The sequence below is a fragment of the uncultured Ellagibacter sp. genome, assembly GCF_934617235.1.
Lineage (GTDB): Bacteria > Actinomycetota > Coriobacteriia > Coriobacteriales > Eggerthellaceae > Ellagibacter.
This window is the reverse complement of sequence record NZ_CAKTTZ010000039.1, coordinates 1-23,328: the sequence shown is the minus strand read 5'-3', so window position 1 is coordinate 23,328 and position 23,328 is coordinate 1. Positions and strand designations below refer to the sequence as shown.

The window sequence follows — 23,328 nt, the reverse complement described above, 5'->3', positions numbered from 1 at the left end:
ACCTCGAATGCGGCGACGCCATGGTCTACTGGACCAGGCAGATCGCCGACATGTCAACGGTGGTTTAACATAGAGAGAAGAGTTTACACCCATTTCCAAGTTTCTCAAGCCGCTCATGCGGGAAGCAAAGCGTCGCTTTCTCGTTTTTGCGCACAAACGCTTGCTTGGCAGTTGCAGGGACCAGCCCCTCGTGCCACCATAGGAGCGAAATTGGAACAGGAGCAACCATGGATTATCTGAAGAACCTAAAGATCGACCCTACCGCGCACATTGCACCCTCTGCCACGGTAATCGGCGACGTGAAAGTCGGTACCGAGTGCACCATTTTACAGGGAGCAACCATCCGCGGCGATTTCGGCGGCCGCATTGAAATCGGGAAGCTGACCAACGTTCAAGAGAACTGCTGCATTCACGTGAACCACGACGAGGTGACGCGCATCGGCGACAAGGTGACCATCGGACACGGGGCGATCGTCCACGGATGCGACATCGGCGAGGGCTCGCTGATCGGCATGGGAGCCACCGTGATAGACCGCGCCAAAATCGGCTCTCGGTGCCTTGTGGGAGCGGGCGCACTCGTGACCGGCACGGCGAACATCCCTGACGGCTGGCTCGCGATAGGCTCACCCGCGCGCGCTGTGCGCCCCCTCACTGAAAAGGAGCTCGCCGAGCTCGAAAGCGCGTGGAAGGAATACTGCGAAATCGGCACCGACATGGAACGCCAAGGGCTGCTTTTGCCCGGAAGCGAATACAGCCCCCTGCCGCGCTCCGCAGCTTCCCGATAGAAACGAGCGGGAAAACGCAAGCGCCGCTAGCGCACGCGATTGACGAGCTCTTCCCCTGCTGCGAGACGGGCGATGTTCTCCCAAATCGTTCGGTGTGCCCGATAGAACATGCCTTCTGCGACGCCGCCCACATGAGGTGAGAAGACGACGCGCTCTGCCGCCTCGGGCGAAAGGTTCACGAGGGGGTTGTCGAGCGTCACCGGCTCGGGCGTGAGCGTATCGAGCCCTGCGGCCGCGATGCTTCCCGCCTCGAGCGCCGCAACGAGCGCTTCTTGATTCACGATGTCGCCGCGCGCCGTGTTCACAAGCACGCCGTCGGGACGCATCTTCACGAGGAACTCCCCGTCGACCATGCCGCGCGTCTCGTCGGTCACGGGAACGTGCAGGCTCACGATGTCGCAGGTGGCAAGCAGGTCATCGAGGCTTGCGAAGCGGACTCCCAGCTCGTTCTCGAGGTCCTCGTCGAGCGGATGACGCTTGTTGTAGAGCATCTTGCAGCCCCAGGGACGAAGGTAGCGCGCAGTCGCCTGGCCGATCGCACCGAAGCCCACGAAACCGACCGTGCAATCCCCCAGCTCGCGAAAGCCCTCCACCATCATGCGCTCCTTGAGGGCGATCTGACGACCCTCGCGAACCGCCCTGTCGCCTTCGATCGCACGCCTTAAGCACATGAGCATGAGCATGACAGCCTGCTCGGCGACGGTTCCCGCGTTCACACCCGCGCAATTGCACACGGCAACACCCTTGGCGCGCGCCGCCTCCACGTCGATCGCGTTGAACGCCACGCCCTCGGAATGGATGAGCTTGAGATTCGGCATTGCCGCGATGAGCTGCGCATCCACCGGGCTTATGGCGTCGGCGACAATGACGGAGGCATCGGGCGCGAGGGCGAGCAGCTCATCGTTCGCAACGCCCCGCTCGGCGCACACGAGATCCACCTCGCGCGTAACCGGCAGGTCAGGCAGATACTTGCGCGTGCGCGCCTCGCTCCCAACGGTCAGAACCAACATGTAAGTCCCCTTTCGACTCTTGCGGCAAGCCGCTACAGCAAACCCATCCACTGCCAGTACGGCACGGAAACCGCGAGCCCCACAAGGCAGGTCGCAAGATAGACGCCGCAGTACTTGGCAAGTTCTGAATGCTTCGCCATCTTACCATCGACCGCATAGAACGCGGCGAGGTATATCGGGCTTTGATACTTCGCGAACCATGCGATGACGAGCGTATACGCCGAGAATCCGAGCACCCAAGGGTTCACGCCCACGCTCGCCGCCATCGGCACGAGGAACGCCATGAGCAGATTGAGATACGCCACCTCGGAAACGATGAGGAACCGAAGCACTATGGTGATCGCACCGATTCCAAGCACAAGCAGGTACGGATTACCCGCAAGCGCCTGGAAGGCAGGGCCGCAAGTCTGCATGACCCAATCGTTGAGCCCCGCCTCGGCGAACACCGACCCCAACCCGAGCGCGATGCCGATGAAGAGGAGCGACGTCCAGTTCACCCCCGATTTGAACGCGGGGACGTCGATCACCTTCAGCACGAACATGGCGACGAGCGCCGCAAGGCCGACTGCCATGGCGGAGACATGGTGGAACGGCTCGGTTGCCCACAAGACGACCGTCACCAAGATGATGGCGAGCATGCGCTTCTCCACCGCCGAAAGCGGCCCTAAGTCGGTTGGAGCAAGTTGGTTGTTGTCGGGGTCCTTCCCTCCGCGCGAGGACTCGGCAACCTTCAGTCGCTCAGACAGTCCTCGCTTCGCTGCGGAACTCGCTTGGTGAAGGTCGCCGAGTCCTCGCGCTGCTTGGTTGTTTTCTTCGGAGCCAAGGTTTCTGGCTTGATCGGAATTCGCTTGACAGAGACCAGCGGCATCTAAAGCGGAGCCCTTAGCTTCACTTTGCTTGGAGTCGGCGCATTCGGTGGCGCCCACAAAGCGAGTTCCGCAGCGCAGCGAGGACTGTTTGAACGACTGGGCGTTGCCGGATGCGCCGACGGTCTCAGAAGCAGAACCGGCCTTTTCCCCTCGCCCGTATATCCCCATAATCAAGAGATAGTTCAGCACAAGCACCACGACAAGCCACGGCAGAGCCGCAACAAACCATGATGCCATGTTGAACTGTTCTTGCACGTCAGCGGGCAGCGTCGCCATGAGAGCGTAGCCGGTCACCGATGCGGAGACGATAGTTGGCGCAACCGTGCGAATGCCCACGAGCATCGCCGCGAACAGACCGGTCGCACACCTGCCCTGACGCTCATAGCCCAATTCGTCGCCAATATCCATCGCAAGCGGAGCGAGCATCGCGCCCTTTACAGCAAGGCTCGGAATCAAAGGGCCGAGCACCGTACCCGTAACGAGCTGAGCAATCACTTGGCAGCGGAAAGTTCGCGGAAACCTATTCACGATTGCAAGCGCAATACGCCTCATAAGGCCGCTCGTTTTCATGCCAACGCCCAGCGTGAAGGCGGAAAGGAGCAGCCACCAGGTGGAAGACGCGAACGTCGAGAACGTCGCGCCGACGGAGATGCCGGCGACTACCACGAAAAGCACCGCCATCACCACCGCGGTAACAAACTCGGGTAAGACGCCGGTAATCCACCACACGATAGCCATGATGAGGATACCGAGCACTGCTGTCGCCTGGTACGAAAGTCCTGGAATCGGGCACGTCACGATAAGGATTGCGGCCACAAGCGCTCCCGCCGCGGCACATCCCCGTTTGATATTTCGTTTCGCTTTCTCGCTCACCAGCGCACGCTTTCCCTCGCCTTTGCCGCGGACAATGATACTCCCAAAACAAAACGGCGACACGGAATACTCCGCGCCGCCGTCAGGTCATTTCCAAATCGAAAATCGATAGTTAGATCGCTGCCTCCTCGACGATTCCCTCGATAAGGCTGCAGAATTTAGGCTCCGCTACTTTTGCAACCTCGAACACTTCCGTATCGCTCGGGGACGAGCCCTCAACGCCCGCCGCCATGTTCGACACGAGCGAGATGCCGAGCACGCGCATGCCCACATGGCGTGCCGCGATGACCTCCTCGCACACGCTCATGGCAACCGTGTCGGCACCCCATGCACGAAACGCGCGGATTTCGGCCGGTGTTTCGAAGCTCGGCCCCAAAAGTCCCAAATAAACACCCTCTTGCACGCGCACATCGCGCTCGGATGCCACCCTGCGGGCCACCGCGCGCAGCTCAGGGTCGTAGGCGTCGGTCATCGAGAAGAAGCGGAATGCGATGCCGTCGGGTTCGGTTCCAACGATTGGGTTTCGCCCCGTGAAATTGATATGGTCGCTCATAATGCAGAACTCGCCGGGAGCATAGGTCTCGTTGATGGCGCCCGCCGCATTCGTCGTGATGAGCGCCTCGATTCCCAAAAGATGCATGAGCCAGATGGGGAATGCGACCTCCTGTGGTGAGTTCCCCTCGTAGCCGTGCAGGCGGCCCTGCATGGCGAGCACCGTTTCCCCACCGAGCACACCGCACACGAAGCGGCCCTTGTGCCCCGTCGCCGTACTGCGCTTCATGTGGGGAATCTCGCCGAAGGAAACGATGACGGCATCCTCGATTTGCTCGGCGAGGGGGCCGAGCCCCGAACCGAGCACGATGCCGAATGTGGGCTTGCGATCGCCAAGGCGCTCCCGCAAAACGCTTGCCGCCTCTTCGAGATTTGCCTTGAGCACGTTATCAGAAGACATGAACGCTCCTTGCAATAGTAGACGTAGTCGAATAGCAGTATTCTAGCGTAAGTGCGCGCTGCCAAGGAGGGGCAACGCGAAACGAAACGCTAGCACTCGGGCTTGCGGGCCGTAAGAACTCGCGGCCTTCCCGCGAGGTCGGCAACAACGCGAACATCCTTAAATCCCGCCGCGCGCGCAAGCGATGCCGCCTTATCGAGGCAGGTCTCGTGCAATTCGAATGCACAGCCACCACCAGGTCGCAACGCCTGTCGGCACCATTCGATTTCGCGGCGGAACACATCGAGCCCGTCGGCGCCCCCTTCGAGGGCGAGCGCAGGCTCGAAGGCAGCTACCTCCTGGGGAATCTCCGCCATCACCGCGGTGGGAACGTAAGGCGGATTGGAAACGACCAGATGGAGCTTGCCAATCGCCGTTTCGGGAACGCCCGCCGCAAGGTCGCATTCGACGATGCGCACGCGGTCGGCAAGACCGAGCGCCGTCGCGTTCTCGCTCGCAAGTGCAACGGCATCCGGCGAGATATCGGTGGCGATAACGCGGGTATCGGGGCGCTCGTAGGCAATCGAGCAAGCGATGCAACCGCTCCCCGTGCACAAGTCGGCCACGAAAAGCGTCTCGGGAGCAGCGGGGTCCGATGCGGCCCCGCCGTCGGCAGCAAGGAAATCTTCAGCGCCGAGCGCGCTTGCTACCTGGGAAAACGCATTCGAATCCTCGCCCGCTTCCTCGTCGGCCGCCTCTGCAGCGCGCATGAGATCGCCTTCCCAAGCGCCGATGCGCGAGTCGCGCGCCACGCGGCGCCCAGCGGGGGGCAGAAGCGAAAGCGCCTCACTCACGAGGACCTCAGTTTCGGGGCGCGGAATGAGCACGCCCGGGCGCACCTTCATCGCGATATGGCGGAACGCAACCTCGCCCGTGATGTATTGCAGCGGCTCGCCAGCCCCGCGGCGCGACACGTAACCGCGAAGAATATCGCGCTCTTCCATCGAGAGGGGCCTCTCGAAATTGACGTAGAGCTCCACGCGACGCAGGCCCGTAGCCTCGGCAAGAAGCCACTCCGCCGACAGGCGCGGATTCTCGTCGCCCTTGCGCGCAAGATACCCCTGCGTCCACTCGAGCGCAGCCTTAATAGTCCACACGTCATCCGTCATCGGAATGCAGCCTCCCTAACTATCTCGCCTGTTGGCGCAGTAAATCAGCGAGATGGGCCCTGACGCCCCAGGTCCGCAGGATGCAAAGGCGACGCGTACCTTCACGGTACGCGAGCCTGCAGCATCGTGCGGAGATGGGGTGCCAGGGCCCATCGCAGCGTCGAGTCTTTCGCTGTTCGTCAGAACAGCGAAGCTTACACAGCTTCGGCGAGCTTACGGGCGCGGTCGGCCGCCTGAAGTGCGGTGATGACATCGCCAAGCCCGTCACCTTCGAGAACCGAGCTGTACGTGGAATTGAAGCCGATGCGATGATCGGTCACGCGGTCCTGGGGGAGGTTGTAGGTGCGGATCTTCTCGGAGCGATCGCCCGAACCGATCTGCGCGAGGCGCTCGGCACCTTCGGCGGCCTGCTGCTCGGCGAGCATCTTCTCGTAGAGGCGCGCGCGAAGGACAGCCATAGCCGCGATCTTGTTCTGCAGCTGCGACTTCTGGTCCTGAGACTGCACGACAAGACCGGTCGGCAGGTGCGTGATGCGCACGGCGGAGTCGGTCGTGTTGACGCACTGTCCGCCGGGGCCGCCGGCGCGAAACACGTCGATGCGCAGGTCGTTCTCGTTGATGTCGACCTCAACCTCATCGGCCTCGGGAAGCACGGCAACGGTCGCCGTGGACGTGTGGATGCGGCCCTGGCTTTCCGTCTTGGGCACGCGCTGCACGCGGTGCACGCCGGACTCGTACTTCATGACCGAGTACACCTTGTCGCCCTTCACCTTGAACTGGATTTCCTTGTACCCGCCAGCCTCGGACGGAGAAACGTCCATAAGCTCGATCTTCCACTTCTGAGAAGAGCAGAAGCGCTCGTACATCTTGAAGAGGTCGCCTGCGAAGATTGCCGCCTCGTCGCCGCCGGCAGCAGCGCGGATCTCCACGATGATGTCCTTCTCGTCGGCAGGGTCCGAGGGAATGAGCATGAACTTGATGTCCTCTTCGAGGGCGGGCATCTTCGATTCGGCCTCGGCGATGGTCTCCTGCGCGAACTCCTTCATGTCAGGATCGGCGAGCATCTCCTTGGCGTCGTCGATGTCGCTGCAGCACGCGAGGTACTCGCGCGCCTTCGCGGCGAGCGGGCCCTGGTTCGCGTATTCCTTGGCGAGGTGGTTGTATGCCTTTTGATCGGCGAGAACCGAAGGGTCGCTCATCTTCGCCTGGAGCTCCTCGTAGGCGGAAATGATCTTCTCGAGCTTCTCGCGCATGTCGTTATCTTGCATTGCGTGCGTTCCTTTATGCGAATTGCGTTATCCGTAGCTGAACAATGATACCAAAAGGGCGTCCCTCGTGTGAGAAACGCCCTGAGACCTTCGCAGGAAATACGCTCATGGAGGCGAAATCGTCGGCGAAAGCGAAACCTTGCAGGTTGGAAGCTTCGTTTTACTGCAACACGTCACGCTCAAGCGTTGCGGTCATCTTGCCAACGGCAGAGCGCCAGGCCGAACCTTGCGGGTCAAGGTAACGCGTGCCGTCGACATTCTTGCCATCCATGACGCCCGCGTCGAGAGCCCAGGCCAAGCTGGCGCGCGCCCAGGGGCTCACCGACGAAGCGTCGGGCATGGAAGCAAGCTTCGAGCCGTCGCTCGACAAATTGACCCCGTAGAGAATGTTTGCGTACTTAGCGATCATCACCGCGAACTGCTCGCGCGTGACGTAGTCTTCGGGTCCGAACAAGTTAAGCGGAGTGCCGTCAACGGGGTCCGTGTAGCCGCCGATGATTCCCGCCGCACGGGCCCAGTTGATTGCATCCGAATAGTACGAGTCGCTGGGCACGTCATAGAACTGCTCCACCGAAACGTCCGGCTTGCCCGCCATACGCCACAAGATCATCGCAACGTCGCCGCGCTTGATCGAGTCGTAGACGCCCAGTCGGTGAGTGCCGTCGTTGTAGCCCGTGATGAGACCATTGTTGAGCATGTACACCATGGTATCGGCATACCACTCGCCCGCCTCGAAATCGGGGAAGAACAGGCCCAGGTTGCACTGGCCCATTTCGATAAAGGTGCCATAGGTTCCGTCTACCGCAGTTTGCTCGGTAGTCTCAAACGTCTGATAGCCGAAGAACTCGACCCAATAGCCATCAAAGCACGCAACACCAACCGAGTTGAAGTCCTCGCTGATCATGTTCGCATAGTGACCGGGTGAGTTCGTCCACCAATAGTTAGCCGTCGCTACGTCGTACGTTGTCCCAAGGATGTTCTCGCCGAGCGCAGAGTAGGGGTTGCTCAGCATGACATCTTCGACCACGGTGAAGCAATCCTCGCCACTCGGACGCGTATGGCTGAAGAAGGGGCCGTAAATTCCACTGATCGAAATCTCGGCGGCGCGCTGCATCGCACAGACCTCGAGCTCATAGCTCCACGTCAGAGGGGCCGCGCCCACTGCGCTGCGGGCCTCATTGACGTAGTCGAGCATATAGCGGGCAGTGTCCTGATAGAACGTGCCCTGCGTGACGAAGGTGACCGTCGGCTTGTCCACGCGGCCGTAAACGCTCTCGGGAGCGATGCCCCCATCGGAGCAGTCCCAGGTGGCAACCTGGCCCGCCTGAAGCGCCCCATTCGCGGCGGGTTCCGCGTTGATAGTGCCATCAGCCCAGGCCACAGCAGGAATCGTACTGAGTAGTGCGAACATCGCAAATGCGACGATGCCCTTTCGAAGCGAACTTATCATCTCTCTCCTCGTTATCGCAAGCTTATACGCCTCCGACACTATACCCCAATATGGGCCCTACTAAAACAGTGCCTCGCTCGCGTCAAACGTGATTTTACCTTCGCTTTTGCAAACGGCCTCGCCGAGCGCATGGCTCGCCCGCCAGCGAGCCTCACCCGCACTCCTGCTCACCCGCTACCGCGAGGCGACGTATGCGGCGGCGCTCTCGGCGGCTATCGCCCCGTCGGAGACGGCCGTCACCACCTGGCGCAGGCCCTTCGCGCGCACATCGCCCGCCGCGAACACGCCGGGCACGCTCGTAGTGCCCGACTCATCGGCCACGATGTAGCCGCCCTCGTCAACAGAAAGCGCGCCCTCGAGAAAATCGGTGTTGGGAATCGTCCCGATTGCGACGAACAGCCCTTCGGCAGGAAGCATCCTCCGCGCTCCGGTTGCCACATCCTCGACCTCCACGGCGGAAAGACGCCCCTCTTCCGAGCGCAGATCGGCAATGCGCGAGTTCCACACGAACTCGACGTTGGGAAGCGAGGAGAGGCGCTCGCGGTCGACCGCCGAGGCGCGAAGCGTGTCGCGGCGATGGATGAGGTAGACGCGCTCACAGATGCGCGCGAGATACTTCGCATCCGCCGCGGCAATGTTCCCGCCGCCGAGCACGCACACGCTTTTCCCGCGAAAGAAGTTGCCATCGCAGGTCGCGCAATACGACATGCCGCGTCCTGCGAGCTCGTCTTCCCCCGCAAGGCCCATTTTGCGCGGCCGCGCGCCCGTCGCCACGATGACGCTTCTCGCCTTATGTTGGCCGAAAGGCGTCGTGAGCGTCTTCACCTCGCCCGAAAAATCGACCGCCGTCACTTCCTCGCTCACGATGGTCGCGCCAAAGTGCTCGACCTGCTCCTTCATCGCCCAAGCGAGCTCGAAGCCGTCTGCTCCTTCAGCAAAGCCCGGGTAGTTTTCCACCCGCTCGGTTTGAGCAAGCTGTCCACCAGGGGAAATCCTCTCGTAGATGGCGACTGAAAGCCCCGCGCGCGCCGCATAGAGCCCTGCCGTGAGCCCAGCGGGCCCCGCGCCGATCACCGCCACGTCGAGCACGTCGTTTTCGTTCATGGCATTTCCGCCTTTCACCCGATTGCGTCCCGTTCCCACAGAGTATACCCTCGAAACGCAAAAAGGCGCTGCAAGGCGAACGTCGCCCCGCAGCGCCTTCCCATTGCGCTCGGAAAATACGGTTTACGCGAACAGCGCGAGCACGTTCTGCTTTGGCTGCGCGCCCACCATCTGGCGCTTCGGCGCGCCACCCTCGAACAGGATCAGCGTCGGCACGCTCATCACGCCGTAGCGCTGCGCGATGTCGGGGCTTTGATCGATGTCGAGCTTGTACACCTTGGCCTCGCCGGCCTTCTCAGCGGCGACTTCCTCGACCACAGGGCCGAGCATACGGCACGGGCCGCACCATGTCGCGAAGAAATCCACAAGAACGGGGACGTCGGATTTCAGAACCTTCTCATCGAAATCCGAAGAAGTTACCATTTCGCTCATGTTCCCTTCCTCCTGAACAAGTGATTTGAAACCAGGTTCCGCGTCGAGCGTTACGCCCGACGCTTGCATCAACGTATTGTATCGCTTACCCGCGAAACGTAAACGAGGCGTTACTGGAACGGCATGAATCTGAACTATAATGGCACCCGATAAGAGAAAGGGTGCCCCATGAGCGAGCCTACGGAAGAACAGCTTTCAAATTGCGCGGCCAACGCCGCAGATGAGAACAGAGAACTGGGCGAAGGCGGCAGCGAGCATGCCCGCATGCACAAGGCGCCTGCATGGGAGGGTGTACCGCTTGCCCACGCGAACCTCGTGCTCGAAGGCGGGGCGATGCGCGGGCAGTTCACCGCGGGCGTGCTCGATTTCTTCATGGACCAGAAGTTCTTCTGCGAATACGTCGTCGGCGTGTCGGCGGGCGCACTTTGCGGCGGGAACTACGTGGCGGGCGCGCCTGGCAGGTCGAGCCTGATCAACGTGAAATACGCCGCCGACAACCGCTACCTGTCGATGCAGAGCTTCGTCCGCACGGGAAACGCCTACGGCCGCGAGTTCGCCTTCCACGAGATTCCCGACGTGCTCGACCCGTTCGACTACGAGGCGTTTCGCCGCTCGCCCATCCGCTTCGAAGCCGTGTCGACCAACCTCGAAACCGGCGAGGCCGACTACCATGAGGTGCGCGACTACCACGATGACCTGCCCTATCTCATCGCGTCGTCATCGATGCCGCTCGTAAGCCAAATCGTCGAGGCAGACGGCAAGCTACTCCTCGACGGCGGTACTTCCGACAGCGTGCCGCTTCTCCACTCGATGCTCACCGGCGCAAGCAAGCACATCGTCGTGCTCACCCAAGCCGCTGGCTACGAGAAGAAGCCGAACAAGCTCATGGCGCTCATGCGTCAACGCTACGCCGACTACCCGTACTATATTGACCGCCTGCAGTATCGCCACTACGAGTACAACCGCCTTTACCGCTGGATCGAACGTGAACAGGCAGCGGGGCGCATCTTCGTGATCCGCCCGCCCGAGCCCGTCACCGTATCCTCCATGGAACACGACACCGAGAAGCTACTCGCGTTGTACGAGCAGGGGCTTGCCGAAGCGGCCCGGCTGTGGCCGAAACTGCAGGAGTACCTCGCAGACTAGCAGACCGCCGAACCGTCAGCAGAGAAGACCCCCATGCCCACCGATTTCATATCGCTGTTCACCGCTGCACTCGTCGCCGCGACAGCCCCCATCATCGCCAAGCTCGTCCCGCGCGGACTCGTGCCCGAAACCGTTATCCTCCTTTTGGCAGGCGCGCTATTAGGGCCCTACATGGCGGGAATCATCGAGCTGACCGACTCAATCGACATGCTCTCCGAGCTTGGCCTTGCGTTTTTGTTCCTCCTTGCAGGCTATGAGATCAACCCGAAGAGCCTTTCGGGAACGCAGGGGAAGAAGGGGCTTGCCACTTGGTTTATCAGCATGGCGATCGCGCTTGTTCTCGTGCTTTTGTCGCCGAGCCTCTCCGTAAGCCACATCGACGGGCTCGCCGTGGCCATCGCGCTCACCACGACGGCGCTCGGCACGCTCATGCCGATCATCAAAGAGCGAGACCTCGAGGGGACCCCCGTCGGCGAGGGCATCCTGTCGTTTGGCACCTGGGGAGAGCTGTGCCCCGTGCTCGCCATGGCGCTCCTGCTCTCGTCGCGCAGCAAATGGCAGACGCTGCTCATCCTCGCGATCTTCGTCACCATATGCGTGATCATGGCCATCGTGCCGGCAAAGGCGCGCCGCGGCGGGCATCGCATCCACCAGTTCCTCATGAACAAGCGCAACACCACCTCGCAAACGTTCGTGCGCGTGACGGTTGTGCTTTTGATTGGACTCGTCACCGTATCGGCCGTGTTCAGCCTCGATATCGTGCTCGGCGCGTTCGCCGCTGGCTTCGTTTTGCGCTACATCATCCCCGAAGGCGACCACGAGCTCGAATCGAAGCTCGACGCAATCGGCTACGGGTTCCTCATCCCCGTGTTCTTCGTCGTTTCCGGCGCGAAGATCGACCTCGCCGGCGTGGGCGAGAACCCGCTTCTGCTCGTCTTGTTCATCTGCGCTCTGCTCTTGGTGCGGGCCGTGCCTATCGTTGTGGCGCTCTCGCTTGGCAAGGGCAAGGGCAAGCTGTCCATGCACAACCGCATCACCGTGGCGCTCTACTGCACGACGGCGCTGCCGCTCATCGTCGCAGTGACGTCGGTGGCCGTGAAAGCGGGCGCGATGACCCAAGACGTCGCGGGCACGCTCGTCGCCGCAGGCGCCGTGACCGTGTTCCTCATGCCGTTTTTGGCATCGCTCACCTACCGCGTGATCGACGCGAAGCCGATTGCCGCGGTGCAGGAAATCGCCGCGCACCCGAGCGACATCCGCACGATTCTGCACGAGCACTTGGATATGGAGCGCATGATGGTGCGCCAGGAAGCTGCCGCACGCCTCGCCGTGCATGCAAGTGAGTCGAAGGACGAGGATATCCCCTGGCAGGAGGCAGCTTTCGCCTTGCAACGCAAGACCGAGCGCAAGCGCGCGCTCGACGCACTGCTCGATTCCGCGGCGCAAGACATCGCCGCGCACAAAGACGAGATCGAGCACTTCATCGAAGAGGGCCCGCGCGAGGACGCCATCGGGAAAGCGGCGCAGCAGCGCGAGGAGCGCCGCAAAAGAATCGCTCAGGCGGCAGTGCGCGAATACCGACGCCGGCAAAGCGAAATCGGCCGCATGACGAACCGCGACAAGAAGGAGCGCTAACGAGGCTCGCGGCAAGCTGACGCGCGAGATGACGGGAGTTTATCGGAACGGGCGTAGCCCGACTTCGATGGGCGAGCTGACGCGCGAAAGGACAGGAAGTCGAGGCGCAAGAAGCTGGCGCGCGAGATGCCCAATGCACGCGAAACCGAGGCGGGAGAACCCCAGTCGCAGTTCGTCACGACGCGCAAGAAGCCAGGTCACGCACTCACATACCCCGGCTTCCTCCTGAAACGATTCGTTTCCTTCCCACTTCCCTATTCGGGGAAGAACACCTCGCGCATGCGCTTCTCCTCCGCCGTATCACGCCGCTCGATGAGGCTTCCCACCACCATGAGCACACCCGCAACCGTAATGCCGATCACGATTTGATGCAGGCCCATCACCTTGAATCCAAGCGCCATGCACAGGCAGTAGGAGGCAGTGCCGCCGATCATAGACAGCAGCGCGCCCCACTTCCCCGCCCGTTTCCAGAACAATCCGCACACGAGCACCCAGAAAAACGCCGTCTCGAGGCCGCCGAACGCGAACATGTTGATCTTCCAGATGACGTCAGGCGGAACGATGGCGAGCACGAACACGATAGCGCCCACGCAGAACGTGACAAGCTGGCTTGAGCTCGCGATGGTGCGCTCGGTGGGCTTTTTGCCGCACGATTCGCAATGGTGCAGGTAGACGTCCTTGATGATTGCCGAAGACGAAGCGATGAGCAGGGACGACACCGTGGAAATAGATGCCGCGATGGGGCCTATGATAGCCACGCCGGCAAGCCAGGGTGGAAGCGTTTGCGCAATTGCCTGCGGGATGATGTTATCGACGCTGCCGCCGTAGCTGGCAAGATCGCCCGTAAGCACGCCCGCGGAGAGCACGCCGAGGGAGGTGACGCCGATCATCATGAGGCCGATGATGACCGTGCCCATGACCATCGCGCCGTGAAGCGCCTTCGTGTTCTTAAAGCCCATGCAGCGCACCGCCGACTGAGGCAGGACGAAGGTGAAGATGCCGACGAGGAGCCACTGCGTGAAGTACAGCGTCGCGGGCATGGAGCCGCCGCCGAAGGGCTCGAGCATCTCGGGGCGGTTTGCGCGGATGGTGTCCATGATGTTCTCGTAGCCGCCGCCCGCGGTGAGGATGCCCGCTGCAAGCACGAAAATGCCGACGAGCATGGCAACGCCGCATATCGCGTCGGTCACCGCAACCCCGCGGAAGCCGCCGATAGTGGTGAACAGCACGACCGCCACGCCGAAGAGCACAAGCCCCACCAGATACGAGTACCCAGTGACGGCCTCGAAAAGCTTCGCGCCGCCGACGAACTGCGCGACCATCGTCGCCGCGAAGAAAAGCACGACCACGACCGCGCTCACGTTGGCAAGCGCGTTGGAAGAATAGCGCGCGCGGATGACGTCGATCACGGTGACGGCATCGAGCTTGCGCGAAACGATCGCCATCTTCTTTCCCAGGATGCCATAGAGCAAAACAAGGGCTGTGACCTGCACAACCGCCATGTAAACCCAGCCCCAGCCGACAAGCCATGCCTGTCCAGGGCCGCCCACGAACGAGCTCACCGAACCATAGGTGGCGATCGTCGTCATGGCGAGCACGAACCCGCCGAGCGCACGATTGCCGATGAAGTACTCCTTCACGAATCCGCCGCCGGCCGCGTGCGTGCGTCGGCGAACGACAAGGCTCACCGCAAGCGCGACCACAAGGAATATGACAAGGGGAACGAGCGCGACGAGGTTACTCATGGCGCGCCCCTTCCTTGAAAGAGGCGTCCGTATTGGCGGCATGAGCGGGATCGTCGTCCAGGTCGAAGTCGACGAAAACCCGACGGCTCAGCACGACCGCTGCGATGATCGCCGCAATCCACGGCGCCACGCAGCCGCCGATAATCCAAATCGGCGTATGGAACAGCTCGAGATCGCATCCAGCAAGACCGAAGCCGCCGATAAGCCAGACGGCAATGATGCAGATGAGGGCAACAACCGTCGCCCGCGCCTCTTTGTTCGCCTGCCGCATTTTGTCGCGATACGTGCGAATTGATGGACTGTTCACAAAACGCCCCTTCCCAACCGGTGCCGTTGCCCCCATGCTACCATCTGCCGCGCGTGGGCGGGATGGGCAAATCGCACAAGAGCTCCGAACCGCGGGCGGGCAGCTTGCGAGCGGGCGCCAACTCCGCGAAACGATGGGCAGGGCGCCTTCCTCCCCTAAGGGCAGGGCGCCAGTCGGGCAGAACACCTCGCGCAAGAGGCTAGACAACGGGCGGGCGCCAGTCGGGCAATCCCTTCTTGCGGCGGTTCGCGTTGTAGCCGACGATGTTGTCAATCGACCCCTGCATGCCGAAGGGAACGTAATCGAGATTCTCCAGATCCTCGGGAAGATAGCTCACAAGCGAGAGCGGCGCGGTTTGCTCCACGTGCTCAGGGGCAGGCCCCGGCACCGCGCAAAAGCCCACCACTGGCGCACCTTTCGCCACGAGCTTGTGTTCATATCCACTCCACGGCTCATCAGGGAACATCGCGCGCACGTCGTCGGTTTCCCATTGAAGCTCATAGCCGGCCAGCTCAAGCTGCGTTAAGGAGAAGTCGCGAAACGGCGTGGAATCAGTGCGCATGCGCACGGTGCCGCCCTCCTCAAGGACGCGGCGGTACTTCATCAGGCGATCGAGATAGGTCAAGCGCCGGGGCGCGCGCTTCTTCTTGGGAAACGGCGTCGGAAAATTGATAAGGATACTTGTAAGTTCCTCCTCGCCGAACAGTTCGAGCACGTCAGGGTCCTCATCGTGTGCGAACACGACGTTTTCCACGCCTGCCTCGCACGCCGCCTCCGCCGAGCGCATGACGCAGATGGGATCAACGTCGATGCCCACGAACAGCGTCTCGGGTTCCGCCGCTGCGCAAGCCACCGTGTACTCGCCCTTGCCGCACCCCAAGTCGAGCACAACGCGGGAAAACGCCTCGCCATCGGGGCGCACTCCCCCTTCAGGTGCCCAGAGGCGCCACGCCCCACGACGCGAGTACGGCTCGAACTCAAGCGCCGCCTTCGCGCCTTCCATCCGCTTCTCGAGCGAAAACCCCTTGTGCAAGCGACATGCCGCCGTGCGCATCTTCCAAGCCTCCAACCGTCAATCAACAAAAACGGCGGGCGCCCATCGCAGGACAACCCGCCGCAACAACCAATAACCCCAGGTCACACGAGCTTATGCGCGCGTGCGAATCTCCTCGCACACCTTCGCGCAGAAATCCTCGATCGTAGAAGGATGCGTCTCGTTCGTGCGGTCGCGCACGGAGATGGTGCCCTCCTCGGCCTCCTTCTCGCCCACGATCACCATATAGGGCACGCGGTCAATGGAGCGCGCCTCGCGGATCTTGTAGCCGATCTTCTCGTCGCGGTTGTCCACCACGACGCGGATGCCGGACGCCTCGATCGCGTCGGCGACCTTGTGCGCGTAATCGCGGCTCTTCTCGGAAACGGGAAGCACCTTCACCTGCATCGGCGCGAGCCATACGGGGAACTTGCCCGCATAATGCTCGATCAGGATGCCGATGAAGCGCTCGACCGAGCCGTAGCACACGCGATGGAGCATGACCGGGCGCTTCTTCGAACCGTCCGCGTCGGTGTATTCCAGATCGAAGTTCTGCGGCATCTGGAAGTCGAGCTGCACGGTGCCGCACTGCCAGGTGCGTCCGAGCGAGTCGGTCAGGTGGAAGTCGATCTTGGGGCCGTAGAAGGCGCCGTCGCCCTCGTTGACCTCGTATTCCATGCCGAGCTCCTCGAGCGCGGTCTTAAGGCCGGCCTCGGCTGCGGCCCAATCCTCGTCCGAGCCCATCGAATCCTCGGGGCGCGTGGAGAGCTCGACGTGGTAGGTGAACCCGAACTGCTGGTAGACCGAGTCGATGAGCTTGACGACGCCCACGATTTCCTCGGTCAGCTGGTCGGGGCGCACGAACAGGTGCGCATCGTCCTGGTTGAAGCAGCGCACGCGGAACAGGCCATGCAGCGCGCCCTTCATCTCGTGGCGATGCACAAGACCGATCTCGCCGGCGCGAATGGGCAGGTCGCGATAGCTATGCGGCTTGGACGCGTACACGAGCACGCCGCCCGGGCAGTTCATCGGCTTCACGCAGTACTCTTCTTCGTCGATGACCGTCGAGTACATGTTGTCCTTGTAGTGATCCCAATGGCCCGACGTCTGCCAGAGCTGTTTGTTCATGATCATCGGCGTGGAGATTTCCACGTAGCCCGCCTTTTTGTGGATCTCGCGCCAGTAGTCGAGCAGCGTGTTTTTCAGGATCATGCCGTTGGGCAGGAAGAACGGGAAGCCCGGCGCCTCGTCGCGCATCATGAAGATGTCCATCTCGCGGCCGATGCGGCGATGGTCGCGCTTTTCGGCCTCTTCAAGGTTGTGCAGGTACTCCTCGAGCTCCGACTTCTTGAAGAAGGCCGTGCCGTAGAGGCGCTGCAGCTGCTCGCGGGTCGCGTCGCCGCGCCAATAGGCACCGGCGAGCTTCATCATCTTGAAGGCGCCGATCTTGCCGGCGGAGGGAACATGCGGGCCGGCGCACAGGTCGACGAAGGACCCGTGGCGGTAAATCGAGATGTCCTGGTCGGTCAAGTCGTCGATATGCTCGAGCTTGAAGCGCTGGTCAGCAAAGATTTTCTTCGCTTCCTCGATGGTCACGACCTCGCGCACGAAAGGCTCGTCAGCCTTGATGATTTCGGCCATCTTCTTCTCGATGGCACCGAAGTCGTCGGAGGAGATATTGTTAGGAAGCTCGAAATCGTAGAAGTAGCCGTCGTCGGTTGCGGGGCCGAAGGCAATCTGCGTGCCGGGATAGAGCTCCTGCACGGCTTCCGCCATGATGTGAGCGCAGGAATGGCGCATGATGTGGAGCGCCTCGGGGCTTTTCGCGGTGATGATCTCAACGGTTGCCCCATCTGTCACGGTTGCCGTGAGGTCGACCAGCGTGCCGTCAACCTTTCCAGCCAGCGCAGCTTTCGCAAGACCTGCGCCGATGGAAGCCGCCACGTCGGCGACGGTCGCGCCGGCAGCGAGCTCTTTTACCGAGCCATCGGGTAATGCAATGTTCATGAGAGTCCTTCCCCATGTCAGGCGGCCAACCCGCCTGAACCGTTGATTTCCTCGCTTGCGAGATTCGATGCGCAAGCCAAAGAAACATGATAAGCGATGAAAAAGCTTACGCAACCTCAAGTGCGAAACTTGCGCTAAGATAGTGCAGTTTCGGAAGGCGAAACGAAAACGAACCGCACAACGAAGGAGCATCCGTCCATGAGCGTTGAGCCTCAGGCAACCGTATGGATCACCGGCGCCGCCGGGCGCATGGGCCGCACGATCAACGCGCGACTCGACCACGACCGCTATCGCGTGGTGACAACCGACAGGGAACTCGACATCGTCGATTTGCAACGAAGCGTCGCCTTCGCCGAATCGGAGAAGCCTTCCTTTGTAATCAACTGCGCCGCACTCGCGAGCCGCACCGAGGCCGAGGCGAACCCCGACCGCGCCTACCAGGTGAATGCGCTCGGCGCGCGCAATCTCGCCATCGCAAGCGCCGCCGTGGGCGCCACGCTCGTGCACCTGTCGACCGACGATTTGTTCCCCGCCGTGTCCGAGCACTCCTTCAACGAGTTCGACCCGACCGACCCGCCGCACGTCTACGGCAAGTCGAAGCTCGCCGGCGAGCGCTTCGTCTGCGAACTCAACCGCCGTCACATCATCGTTCGCTCGTCGTGGGTCTACACCGCCGAGCCCGACGACATTCTCCCGCGCGCCTTAAAGGCGAGCCGCGAAGGGCGCACCGTGTACGTTCCCGCAAACCAATTCGCGTGCCCCACCTCGGCCGATACGTTTGCAAAGGCCGTTGTGGCCGTCATGGAGTCCAACGAGTTCGGCACCTTCCACGCCGCCTGCACGGGAATCACGAGCCGCTTCGAGTTCTTCGAGCGTGCCTTCGAGCTTGTGGGCGAGCCGATCGGCAACCTGCGCGGGGCGAGCAAGCCCGAGCACGGCTATCGCATCGAGCTCGACAACATGATGGCGCGCCTGACCGGCGTATTCGAGATGCCAACCTGGGAAGACGACCTGGCCGCCTTCGTTGCGAGCCACGATCTGACGGCAGCAAGCGCCGAGAAGTAGGTTTCGCCCGGCCCCGCTCCGTAGATCTTCGACGTCAAGGGTCCCGTTACTCCTTCGCGACCCAGTTCTCGCGGCCTTGTTTGTACACGCGCACTCCCTCGACGTCGGCGAGGTAGCCAGCAAGATGCGGATACCCGAGCTCGCGAACTTTGAAGGACTTGAAGCGGGTGCGTACGCGTTTCGCAAGCTCGGCAACGGCGACACCGTCCGCGCCCGCTTTGCCCACTTCCGAGCGGATGAAGTCATCGGGCGTCATGCGCGCCGAAGACGCCGCGGGCGCGTTTGACGCACTGGGCGCCGCGGACGTATCGGATTCTGCGGGCGCGCTGGATTTCACGGGCGCGTTTGGCGCTGCGGGTGTCTTGCGCGTGCGGCTGCGGCGACGCTTCGAGGGCGCCTGCGCCGTGCCAACTTCAACGGGCTCACCCGCCGCCTGGGCCTTGCCGTCTGAGGAAGAACCACTTGCCACCTGCGCCCTATCAACCTCGGCAGTCCCAGCAGCTGCAGGCGATTTCGCGGAGGCCTCGACCCTGTCTGCCTTCAATACCTCGGCATCGACTGCACCGCTCTCGCCAGAATTGTCCTTAGCCACAGCCCTACTATCGCGTTTATACTGTTCAGTGGCACTTTTCGCCTTACGCGACCTGCCAGACCCCCTGCCCTTGCGCGCAGCAGGCACCTGACGCCCGTCCGCCCCATCACCTTCTGCCGACTGAGACTCAACGACTTCCGCCGGCTGAGCCTCACCCTCGGGTGCTTGCGCGGCGTCGGTGACACCGGAGTCTGCCGTCTGCTGTTCTGCGGACGCGGTCGGCTTCTCGCCTTTGCGCTCGGCCGATACCTCCTGCGATGAGGCGGGCTCGGGAGCTTCCGCCTGCTGGGAATCCGCCTCTTCATCTGCCTTCGAATCGCTGGATTCGCCCTGGTCAGCGCCAGCTACTTTCGAGGATTTGCGACGGCGGCTTCGGCGGCGGCGCGGCTTCGAGCCATGTGCGGAAGATTCCTCGCCGCCCTCGCCCTCCGAATCCTCGGAAGGGGTCTCGGGTTCCGCGTCGGCGCTTACCTGCTCCAGCGCGCCCTCGGGGGCCGCGTGCTTCTCACCTGCCGCATGCTCGTGATCAGCACCTTCGGCAAGCTCGACCCGCACGTTCGAACCATCCTTGCGAATGGTGACGCTCTTGAACTCGCCGAGAAGCTTCGAGAGCAAGTTCGTTCCGAACGAACGCACGTCGAAGTCGGGGTAGCGCTTGAGCAGACGGCTTCCCACTTCGCCCAAGCCCGTCGACTTCCCGTTGTTCTGGTTGTCGGTGATGATATCGACGACCGCGCGCTCGACTTCCTCGATGGTCAGGCTCGATGAGGAGCCGTTCGCCTTGTCGCGGCGCGCCTCGCCGATGAGCAGCTCGAGCGTGGTGAAGATGTCGCACGCCTTGCGAAACGGCGTGGGCGTCTTCTTCTCGCCCATCCCGATCACCGTAAGGCCGCTCTCGCGGATGCGGCTCGCCAGGCGTGTGAAGTCGCTGTCGCTCGACACGAGGCAAAAGCCCTCGACCGAGTTCGTGTAGAGGATGTCCATCGCGTCGATGATCATGGCCGAGTCGGTGGCGTTCTTGCCGACGGTGTAGCTGAACTGCTGAATCGGCGTGATGGAGTTGTCGAGCAGCGCGTCTTTCCACTTGGCGTGCAGGGTGCTTGTCCAGTCGCCGTAGATGCGTTTGTAGGTGATGGTGCCGTACTTCGATAGCTCGTCAAGGATGGGCTTGATGTATTTCGAGGACACGTTGTCCGCGTCGATGAGCAGCGCAAAGCGCTTGTCAAATGAGGGTTTTTGTTCCACGGGTTCTCCTTTTGCGGCGCCCGAGAAGGGGCGCTCATTGTTCGCATCCATGATACAGCAGCACTCCCATCACCGCATTATCCCCACAAAGCGCGCAGCTAGGCGCGAGGCGGGCGAAAGCGGGACGGGGCTGCCACGACGCGGCGGGCGGCGGCGTGAGCATCAGGTGCGCGGTTGCTAAGCGAGCCCGCCTTCCACGACGCGGCGGACGAAAGCAAGCATGCGACCGCCACGACGCAGCGATCGCTAAGCGTAGTTGTAGTGCTTGCGCAGGCCGACGAGGAAGCCACCAGTTAGAAACATCGACGCAACCTCGGCAACCACGATGGAAAGCCAGATGCCGTCGACGCCGATGATCGCAGGCAGGAGCATCACCGCGGCGCATTCGAACACGAGCGTGCGCAAGAACGAGATAAGCGCCGAGACAAGGCCATTGTTGAGCGCAGTGAAGAACGCCGAGCCGAAAATGCTCACGCCCACGAATATGAAGGCGAGCGAGTACTCGCCGAGGGCGGCGACGGTCATCTCGCAGAGCACAGCATCGTATCCCACAAACACCGCAGCGAGCGGGTGCGCGAAGAGGTGCGTGAGCACGGTGATCAGCACGCCCCCCACCACCATCACGCCAAGGCAGGTGCGAAACAGGTTCTTGAGCTCGAAGGTGTTCTTCGCGCCGTAATGGAAACTGATGATGGGCGAGGTGCCTACCGTGAAGCCCATAAGAAGCGACACCGCGATCCACGCGACGTACTGGATAACGCCGTAAATCGCAACGCCATCAGGCCCGATATAGGCCATCAGCTGGAAGTTGTAGACCATCGATACAAGCGACATGGAAAGGTTCGAGACAAGCTCCGAGGAGCCGTTCACACAAACACGCCCCAACGCGCGCACATCGATAAGCGGACGACCCAGGCGCAGCGTGCTCGAATTCTGCCGCGCAAAATACAGAAGCGGAATCGCGCCGCCGAGGACCTCGCTTACCGCCGTCGCCAAGGCAGCGCCCGCCAGGCCCCATTGGAACACGATGATGAACAGGGCGTCGAGCGCGATGTTGGCAACGCCGGCGACAACCATGACACAGAGCCCCACCTTGGGCTTCCCCGCGGCGGTCAGCAAACTTTGGAAGGTTTCCTGAAGCATGAAGAAGGGAAGCGAGAACGACAGGATGCTGCCGTAAACCACGCATTCCTCGAGCAGCGAGCCTTCGGCCCCTAATGCGCCGGCAACGGGCCCCACGGCAGCGAACACCACAATCCCGCACACGATGCCCACAATGAGCGTCGCGAACACGATAAGCGAAAACAGCCCGCGGGCACGCTTGGGGTTGCCCTCCCCCATCGTCTTAGCGACAAGCGCCGTGCCGCCCGTGCCGAACATGTACCCAAGCGCACCGAGCATCATGAACAGCGGGTAGACGAGATTGAGCGCGGCAAAGGATTCCTTGCCGACGAAGTTCGACACGAACAGCCCGTCGACCACGCCATAGATGGAGGTAAAGAGCATCATGGCACAAGTGGGGGCGGTAAAGCGCGCAAGACGTCCAAGCGTGAAGTGGTCGGAAATTTGGATTGCCATGGGTTATCGCGCCTCGTTTTCCCGTGCCTCGGTTTTGTTGTTTTGCGAGGTCAGACACACGCCGGGGATATGCGAGAAATGCTTGCGCAGAGCATCGGTGTAGCGCTGCCCAAGGCTTATGGACAGCTCCAACTCCCTGTCATCGAACTCGTTTAACGCTGCGAGCTCAGCCTCGATCATGGGAACAACAGTGCGCTCGGCAAACTCGCGACCTGCTGGCGTCAGATGCGCAAGCAAGCCACGGCGGCCCGAGCCGCTCTTAAGGGTAACCGCTCCCTCGCGCGCGAGCTTGTGAATGGAGCTGTTCACCGTTTGCTTGCCGATGCACATCTGCACGCAGATATCCCGTTGCGAGATGCCCTTTTCGCCCGCAAGGTAGATTGCGTACAGAATGCTGAATGCGCTTTCGGAGGTCCCGAAGGAAGTCGCGAGGTCGCGGTAAAGCTGGCCCTGCTCTCGCCAGAAAGCGTCATATGCCTCATAAGCGCGTGCGATATTTCTCGGGATGGAGGCGCCTGCCGGAAAAGGCGAAGACGCAAGAAGGGTCGCGCCCTCTCCCGCCGCTGTGCTGACCGCGCCTGTAGCGTCCGCGATTCCTGGGGCGCCTACGTTGCTTGCCGTGCTCATTCGTTTTCCTTAGTCCGATTTCGTACTTTTGCTTAACTGTAGTACGAAATCGGACTGAAATAGACGACGCGCACGCAATGCGCACAACTTAGCCCCGCTATTTCAGAATGAGGCGGGTGGGGAATCAAAATGTCAGGAACCTTCAAAACAAGAAACCCCAGGTCACAGTCTTGAAGCCCTTTTCTTTAGGAACCTAGCTGTACGAAAACGCCACTTTTTCGCGCAATCGGAGCCCATTGAACGGCTGCGGCGCGGTTTTTCACGTAACGACTGGCGAAATACACGAAGATAATCCACAAATCTACGCTAATTGGGGATTATTTTAATTAGGAACCATATGACATTTCGGAAAAAACGTCATTTTCGTACAGACTCTCGCCGGCTCTATGTTAAACCACCGTTGACATGGGTGTCCCATCGGCGGCCCTCCCGAAAAGCAGGCTCCCCCTATCATGGG

Annotated in this window: 19 protein-coding genes; 4 read left to right on the top strand and 15 right to left on the bottom strand. The window is 61.6% G+C overall.

Going from position 1 to position 23,328, the window contains the following annotated elements:
• The first annotated feature begins 227 nt into the window (after window positions 1-227).
• Complete coding sequence (locus Q0G85_RS08100) at window positions 228-785, top strand: gamma carbonic anhydrase family protein (RefSeq protein ID WP_297156490.1); 558 nt, start codon at window positions 228-230, stop codon at window positions 783-785.
• Window positions 786-811: 26 nt separating this feature from the next.
• On the opposite strand, the gene Q0G85_RS08095 is transcribed toward Q0G85_RS08100, so the two are convergent.
• From Q0G85_RS08095 to trxA, 8 genes are all read right to left on the bottom strand, one after another.
• On the bottom strand, window positions 812-1,795 hold the full coding sequence (locus tag Q0G85_RS08095; RefSeq protein ID WP_297156488.1) for a 2-hydroxyacid dehydrogenase: 984 nt from the start codon (window positions 1,793-1,795) through the stop codon (window positions 812-814).
• A 32-nt stretch (window positions 1,796-1,827) separates the two neighbouring features.
• Window positions 1,828-3,537: an SLC13 family permease gene (locus tag Q0G85_RS08090; RefSeq protein WP_297156486.1), complete on the bottom strand. Its 1,710-nt coding sequence runs from the start codon at window positions 3,535-3,537 to the stop codon at window positions 1,828-1,830.
• Window positions 3,538-3,649: 112 nt separating this feature from the next.
• Window positions 3,650-4,489, bottom strand: coding sequence for a purine-nucleoside phosphorylase (locus Q0G85_RS08085; protein ID WP_297156484.1), 840 nt, complete (start codon window positions 4,487-4,489; stop codon window positions 3,650-3,652).
• Between the two features lie 89 nt (window positions 4,490-4,578).
• The gene (locus Q0G85_RS08080; protein WP_297156482.1) at window positions 4,579-5,637 is read right to left on the bottom strand and encodes a HemK/PrmC family methyltransferase; all 1,059 of its coding nucleotides are present in this window, start codon (window positions 5,635-5,637) and stop codon (window positions 4,579-4,581) included.
• Between the two features lie 194 nt (window positions 5,638-5,831).
• Window positions 5,832-6,905: a peptide chain release factor 1 gene (prfA, locus tag Q0G85_RS08075; protein ID WP_296060962.1), complete on the bottom strand. Its 1,074-nt coding sequence runs from the start codon at window positions 6,903-6,905 to the stop codon at window positions 5,832-5,834.
• Window positions 6,906-7,065: 160 nt separating this feature from the next.
• Entirely contained in the window at window positions 7,066-8,355 is a 1,290-nt protein-coding gene (locus Q0G85_RS08070) for a CAP domain-containing protein (RefSeq protein WP_297156479.1), read from the bottom strand.
• 174 nt (window positions 8,356-8,529) lie between these two features.
• The gene (gene trxB / locus Q0G85_RS08065; RefSeq protein WP_297156477.1) at window positions 8,530-9,459 is read right to left on the bottom strand and encodes a thioredoxin-disulfide reductase; all 930 of its coding nucleotides are present in this window, start codon (window positions 9,457-9,459) and stop codon (window positions 8,530-8,532) included.
• 123 nt (window positions 9,460-9,582) lie between these two features.
• Window positions 9,583-9,891 (bottom strand): thioredoxin, encoded by a 309-nt coding sequence (trxA, locus tag Q0G85_RS08060; RefSeq protein WP_297151886.1) that lies wholly within the window; start codon window positions 9,889-9,891, stop codon window positions 9,583-9,585.
• A gap of 264 nt (window positions 9,892-10,155) precedes the next feature.
• Here trxA and Q0G85_RS08055 point away from each other — a divergent pair, with 264 nt between their 5' ends.
• Together Q0G85_RS08055 and Q0G85_RS08050 are read left to right on the top strand one after the other, a co-directional pair.
• Window positions 10,156-11,037, top strand: a complete 882-nt coding sequence (locus Q0G85_RS08055) for a patatin family protein (RefSeq protein ID WP_297156492.1) — start codon at window positions 10,156-10,158, stop codon at window positions 11,035-11,037.
• Between the two features lie 33 nt (window positions 11,038-11,070).
• A complete protein-coding gene (locus Q0G85_RS08050; protein WP_297156475.1) occupies window positions 11,071-12,672 on the top strand; it encodes a cation:proton antiporter in 1,602 nt (533 codons plus the stop codon).
• Between the two features lie 254 nt (window positions 12,673-12,926).
• Here Q0G85_RS08050 and panF read toward each other — a convergent pair whose 3' ends face one another.
• From panF to thrS, 4 genes are all read right to left on the bottom strand, one after another.
• Window positions 12,927-14,417, bottom strand: a complete 1,491-nt coding sequence (panF, locus tag Q0G85_RS08045; protein ID WP_297156473.1) for a sodium/pantothenate symporter — start codon at window positions 14,415-14,417, stop codon at window positions 12,927-12,929.
• Complete coding sequence (locus Q0G85_RS08040; RefSeq protein WP_297156471.1) at window positions 14,410-14,724, bottom strand: DUF997 family protein; 315 nt, start codon at window positions 14,722-14,724, stop codon at window positions 14,410-14,412. Before Q0G85_RS08040 ends, panF begins: the two co-directional genes overlap by 8 nt.
• A 199-nt stretch (window positions 14,725-14,923) precedes the next feature.
• Window positions 14,924-15,727 (bottom strand): tRNA (guanosine(46)-N(7))-methyltransferase TrmB, encoded by an 804-nt coding sequence (locus Q0G85_RS08035; protein ID WP_297156469.1) that lies wholly within the window; start codon window positions 15,725-15,727, stop codon window positions 14,924-14,926.
• Window positions 15,728-15,871: 144 nt separating this feature from the next.
• Window positions 15,872-17,764 (bottom strand): threonine--tRNA ligase, encoded by a 1,893-nt coding sequence (thrS, locus tag Q0G85_RS08030; protein ID WP_297156467.1) that lies wholly within the window; start codon window positions 17,762-17,764, stop codon window positions 15,872-15,874.
• 198 nt (window positions 17,765-17,962) lie between these two features.
• Here thrS and Q0G85_RS08025 point away from each other — a divergent pair, with 198 nt between their 5' ends.
• Entirely contained in the window at window positions 17,963-18,829 is an 867-nt protein-coding gene (locus tag Q0G85_RS08025) for an NAD(P)-dependent oxidoreductase (RefSeq protein ID WP_297156465.1), read from the top strand.
• A 46-nt stretch (window positions 18,830-18,875) separates the two neighbouring features.
• Here Q0G85_RS08025 and Q0G85_RS08020 read toward each other — a convergent pair whose 3' ends face one another.
• From Q0G85_RS08020 to Q0G85_RS08010, 3 genes are all read right to left on the bottom strand, one after another.
• Window positions 18,876-20,666, bottom strand: a complete 1,791-nt coding sequence (locus tag Q0G85_RS08020) for an NYN domain-containing protein (protein WP_297156463.1) — start codon at window positions 20,664-20,666, stop codon at window positions 18,876-18,878.
• 246 nt (window positions 20,667-20,912) lie between these two features.
• Window positions 20,913-22,244, bottom strand: coding sequence for an MATE family efflux transporter (locus Q0G85_RS08015; RefSeq protein ID WP_297156460.1), 1,332 nt, complete (start codon window positions 22,242-22,244; stop codon window positions 20,913-20,915).
• A gap of 3 nt (window positions 22,245-22,247) precedes the next feature.
• Window positions 22,248-22,871: a MarR family winged helix-turn-helix transcriptional regulator gene (locus Q0G85_RS08010; protein ID WP_297156459.1), complete on the bottom strand. Its 624-nt coding sequence runs from the start codon at window positions 22,869-22,871 to the stop codon at window positions 22,248-22,250.
• Window positions 22,872-23,328 lie beyond the last annotated feature (457 nt).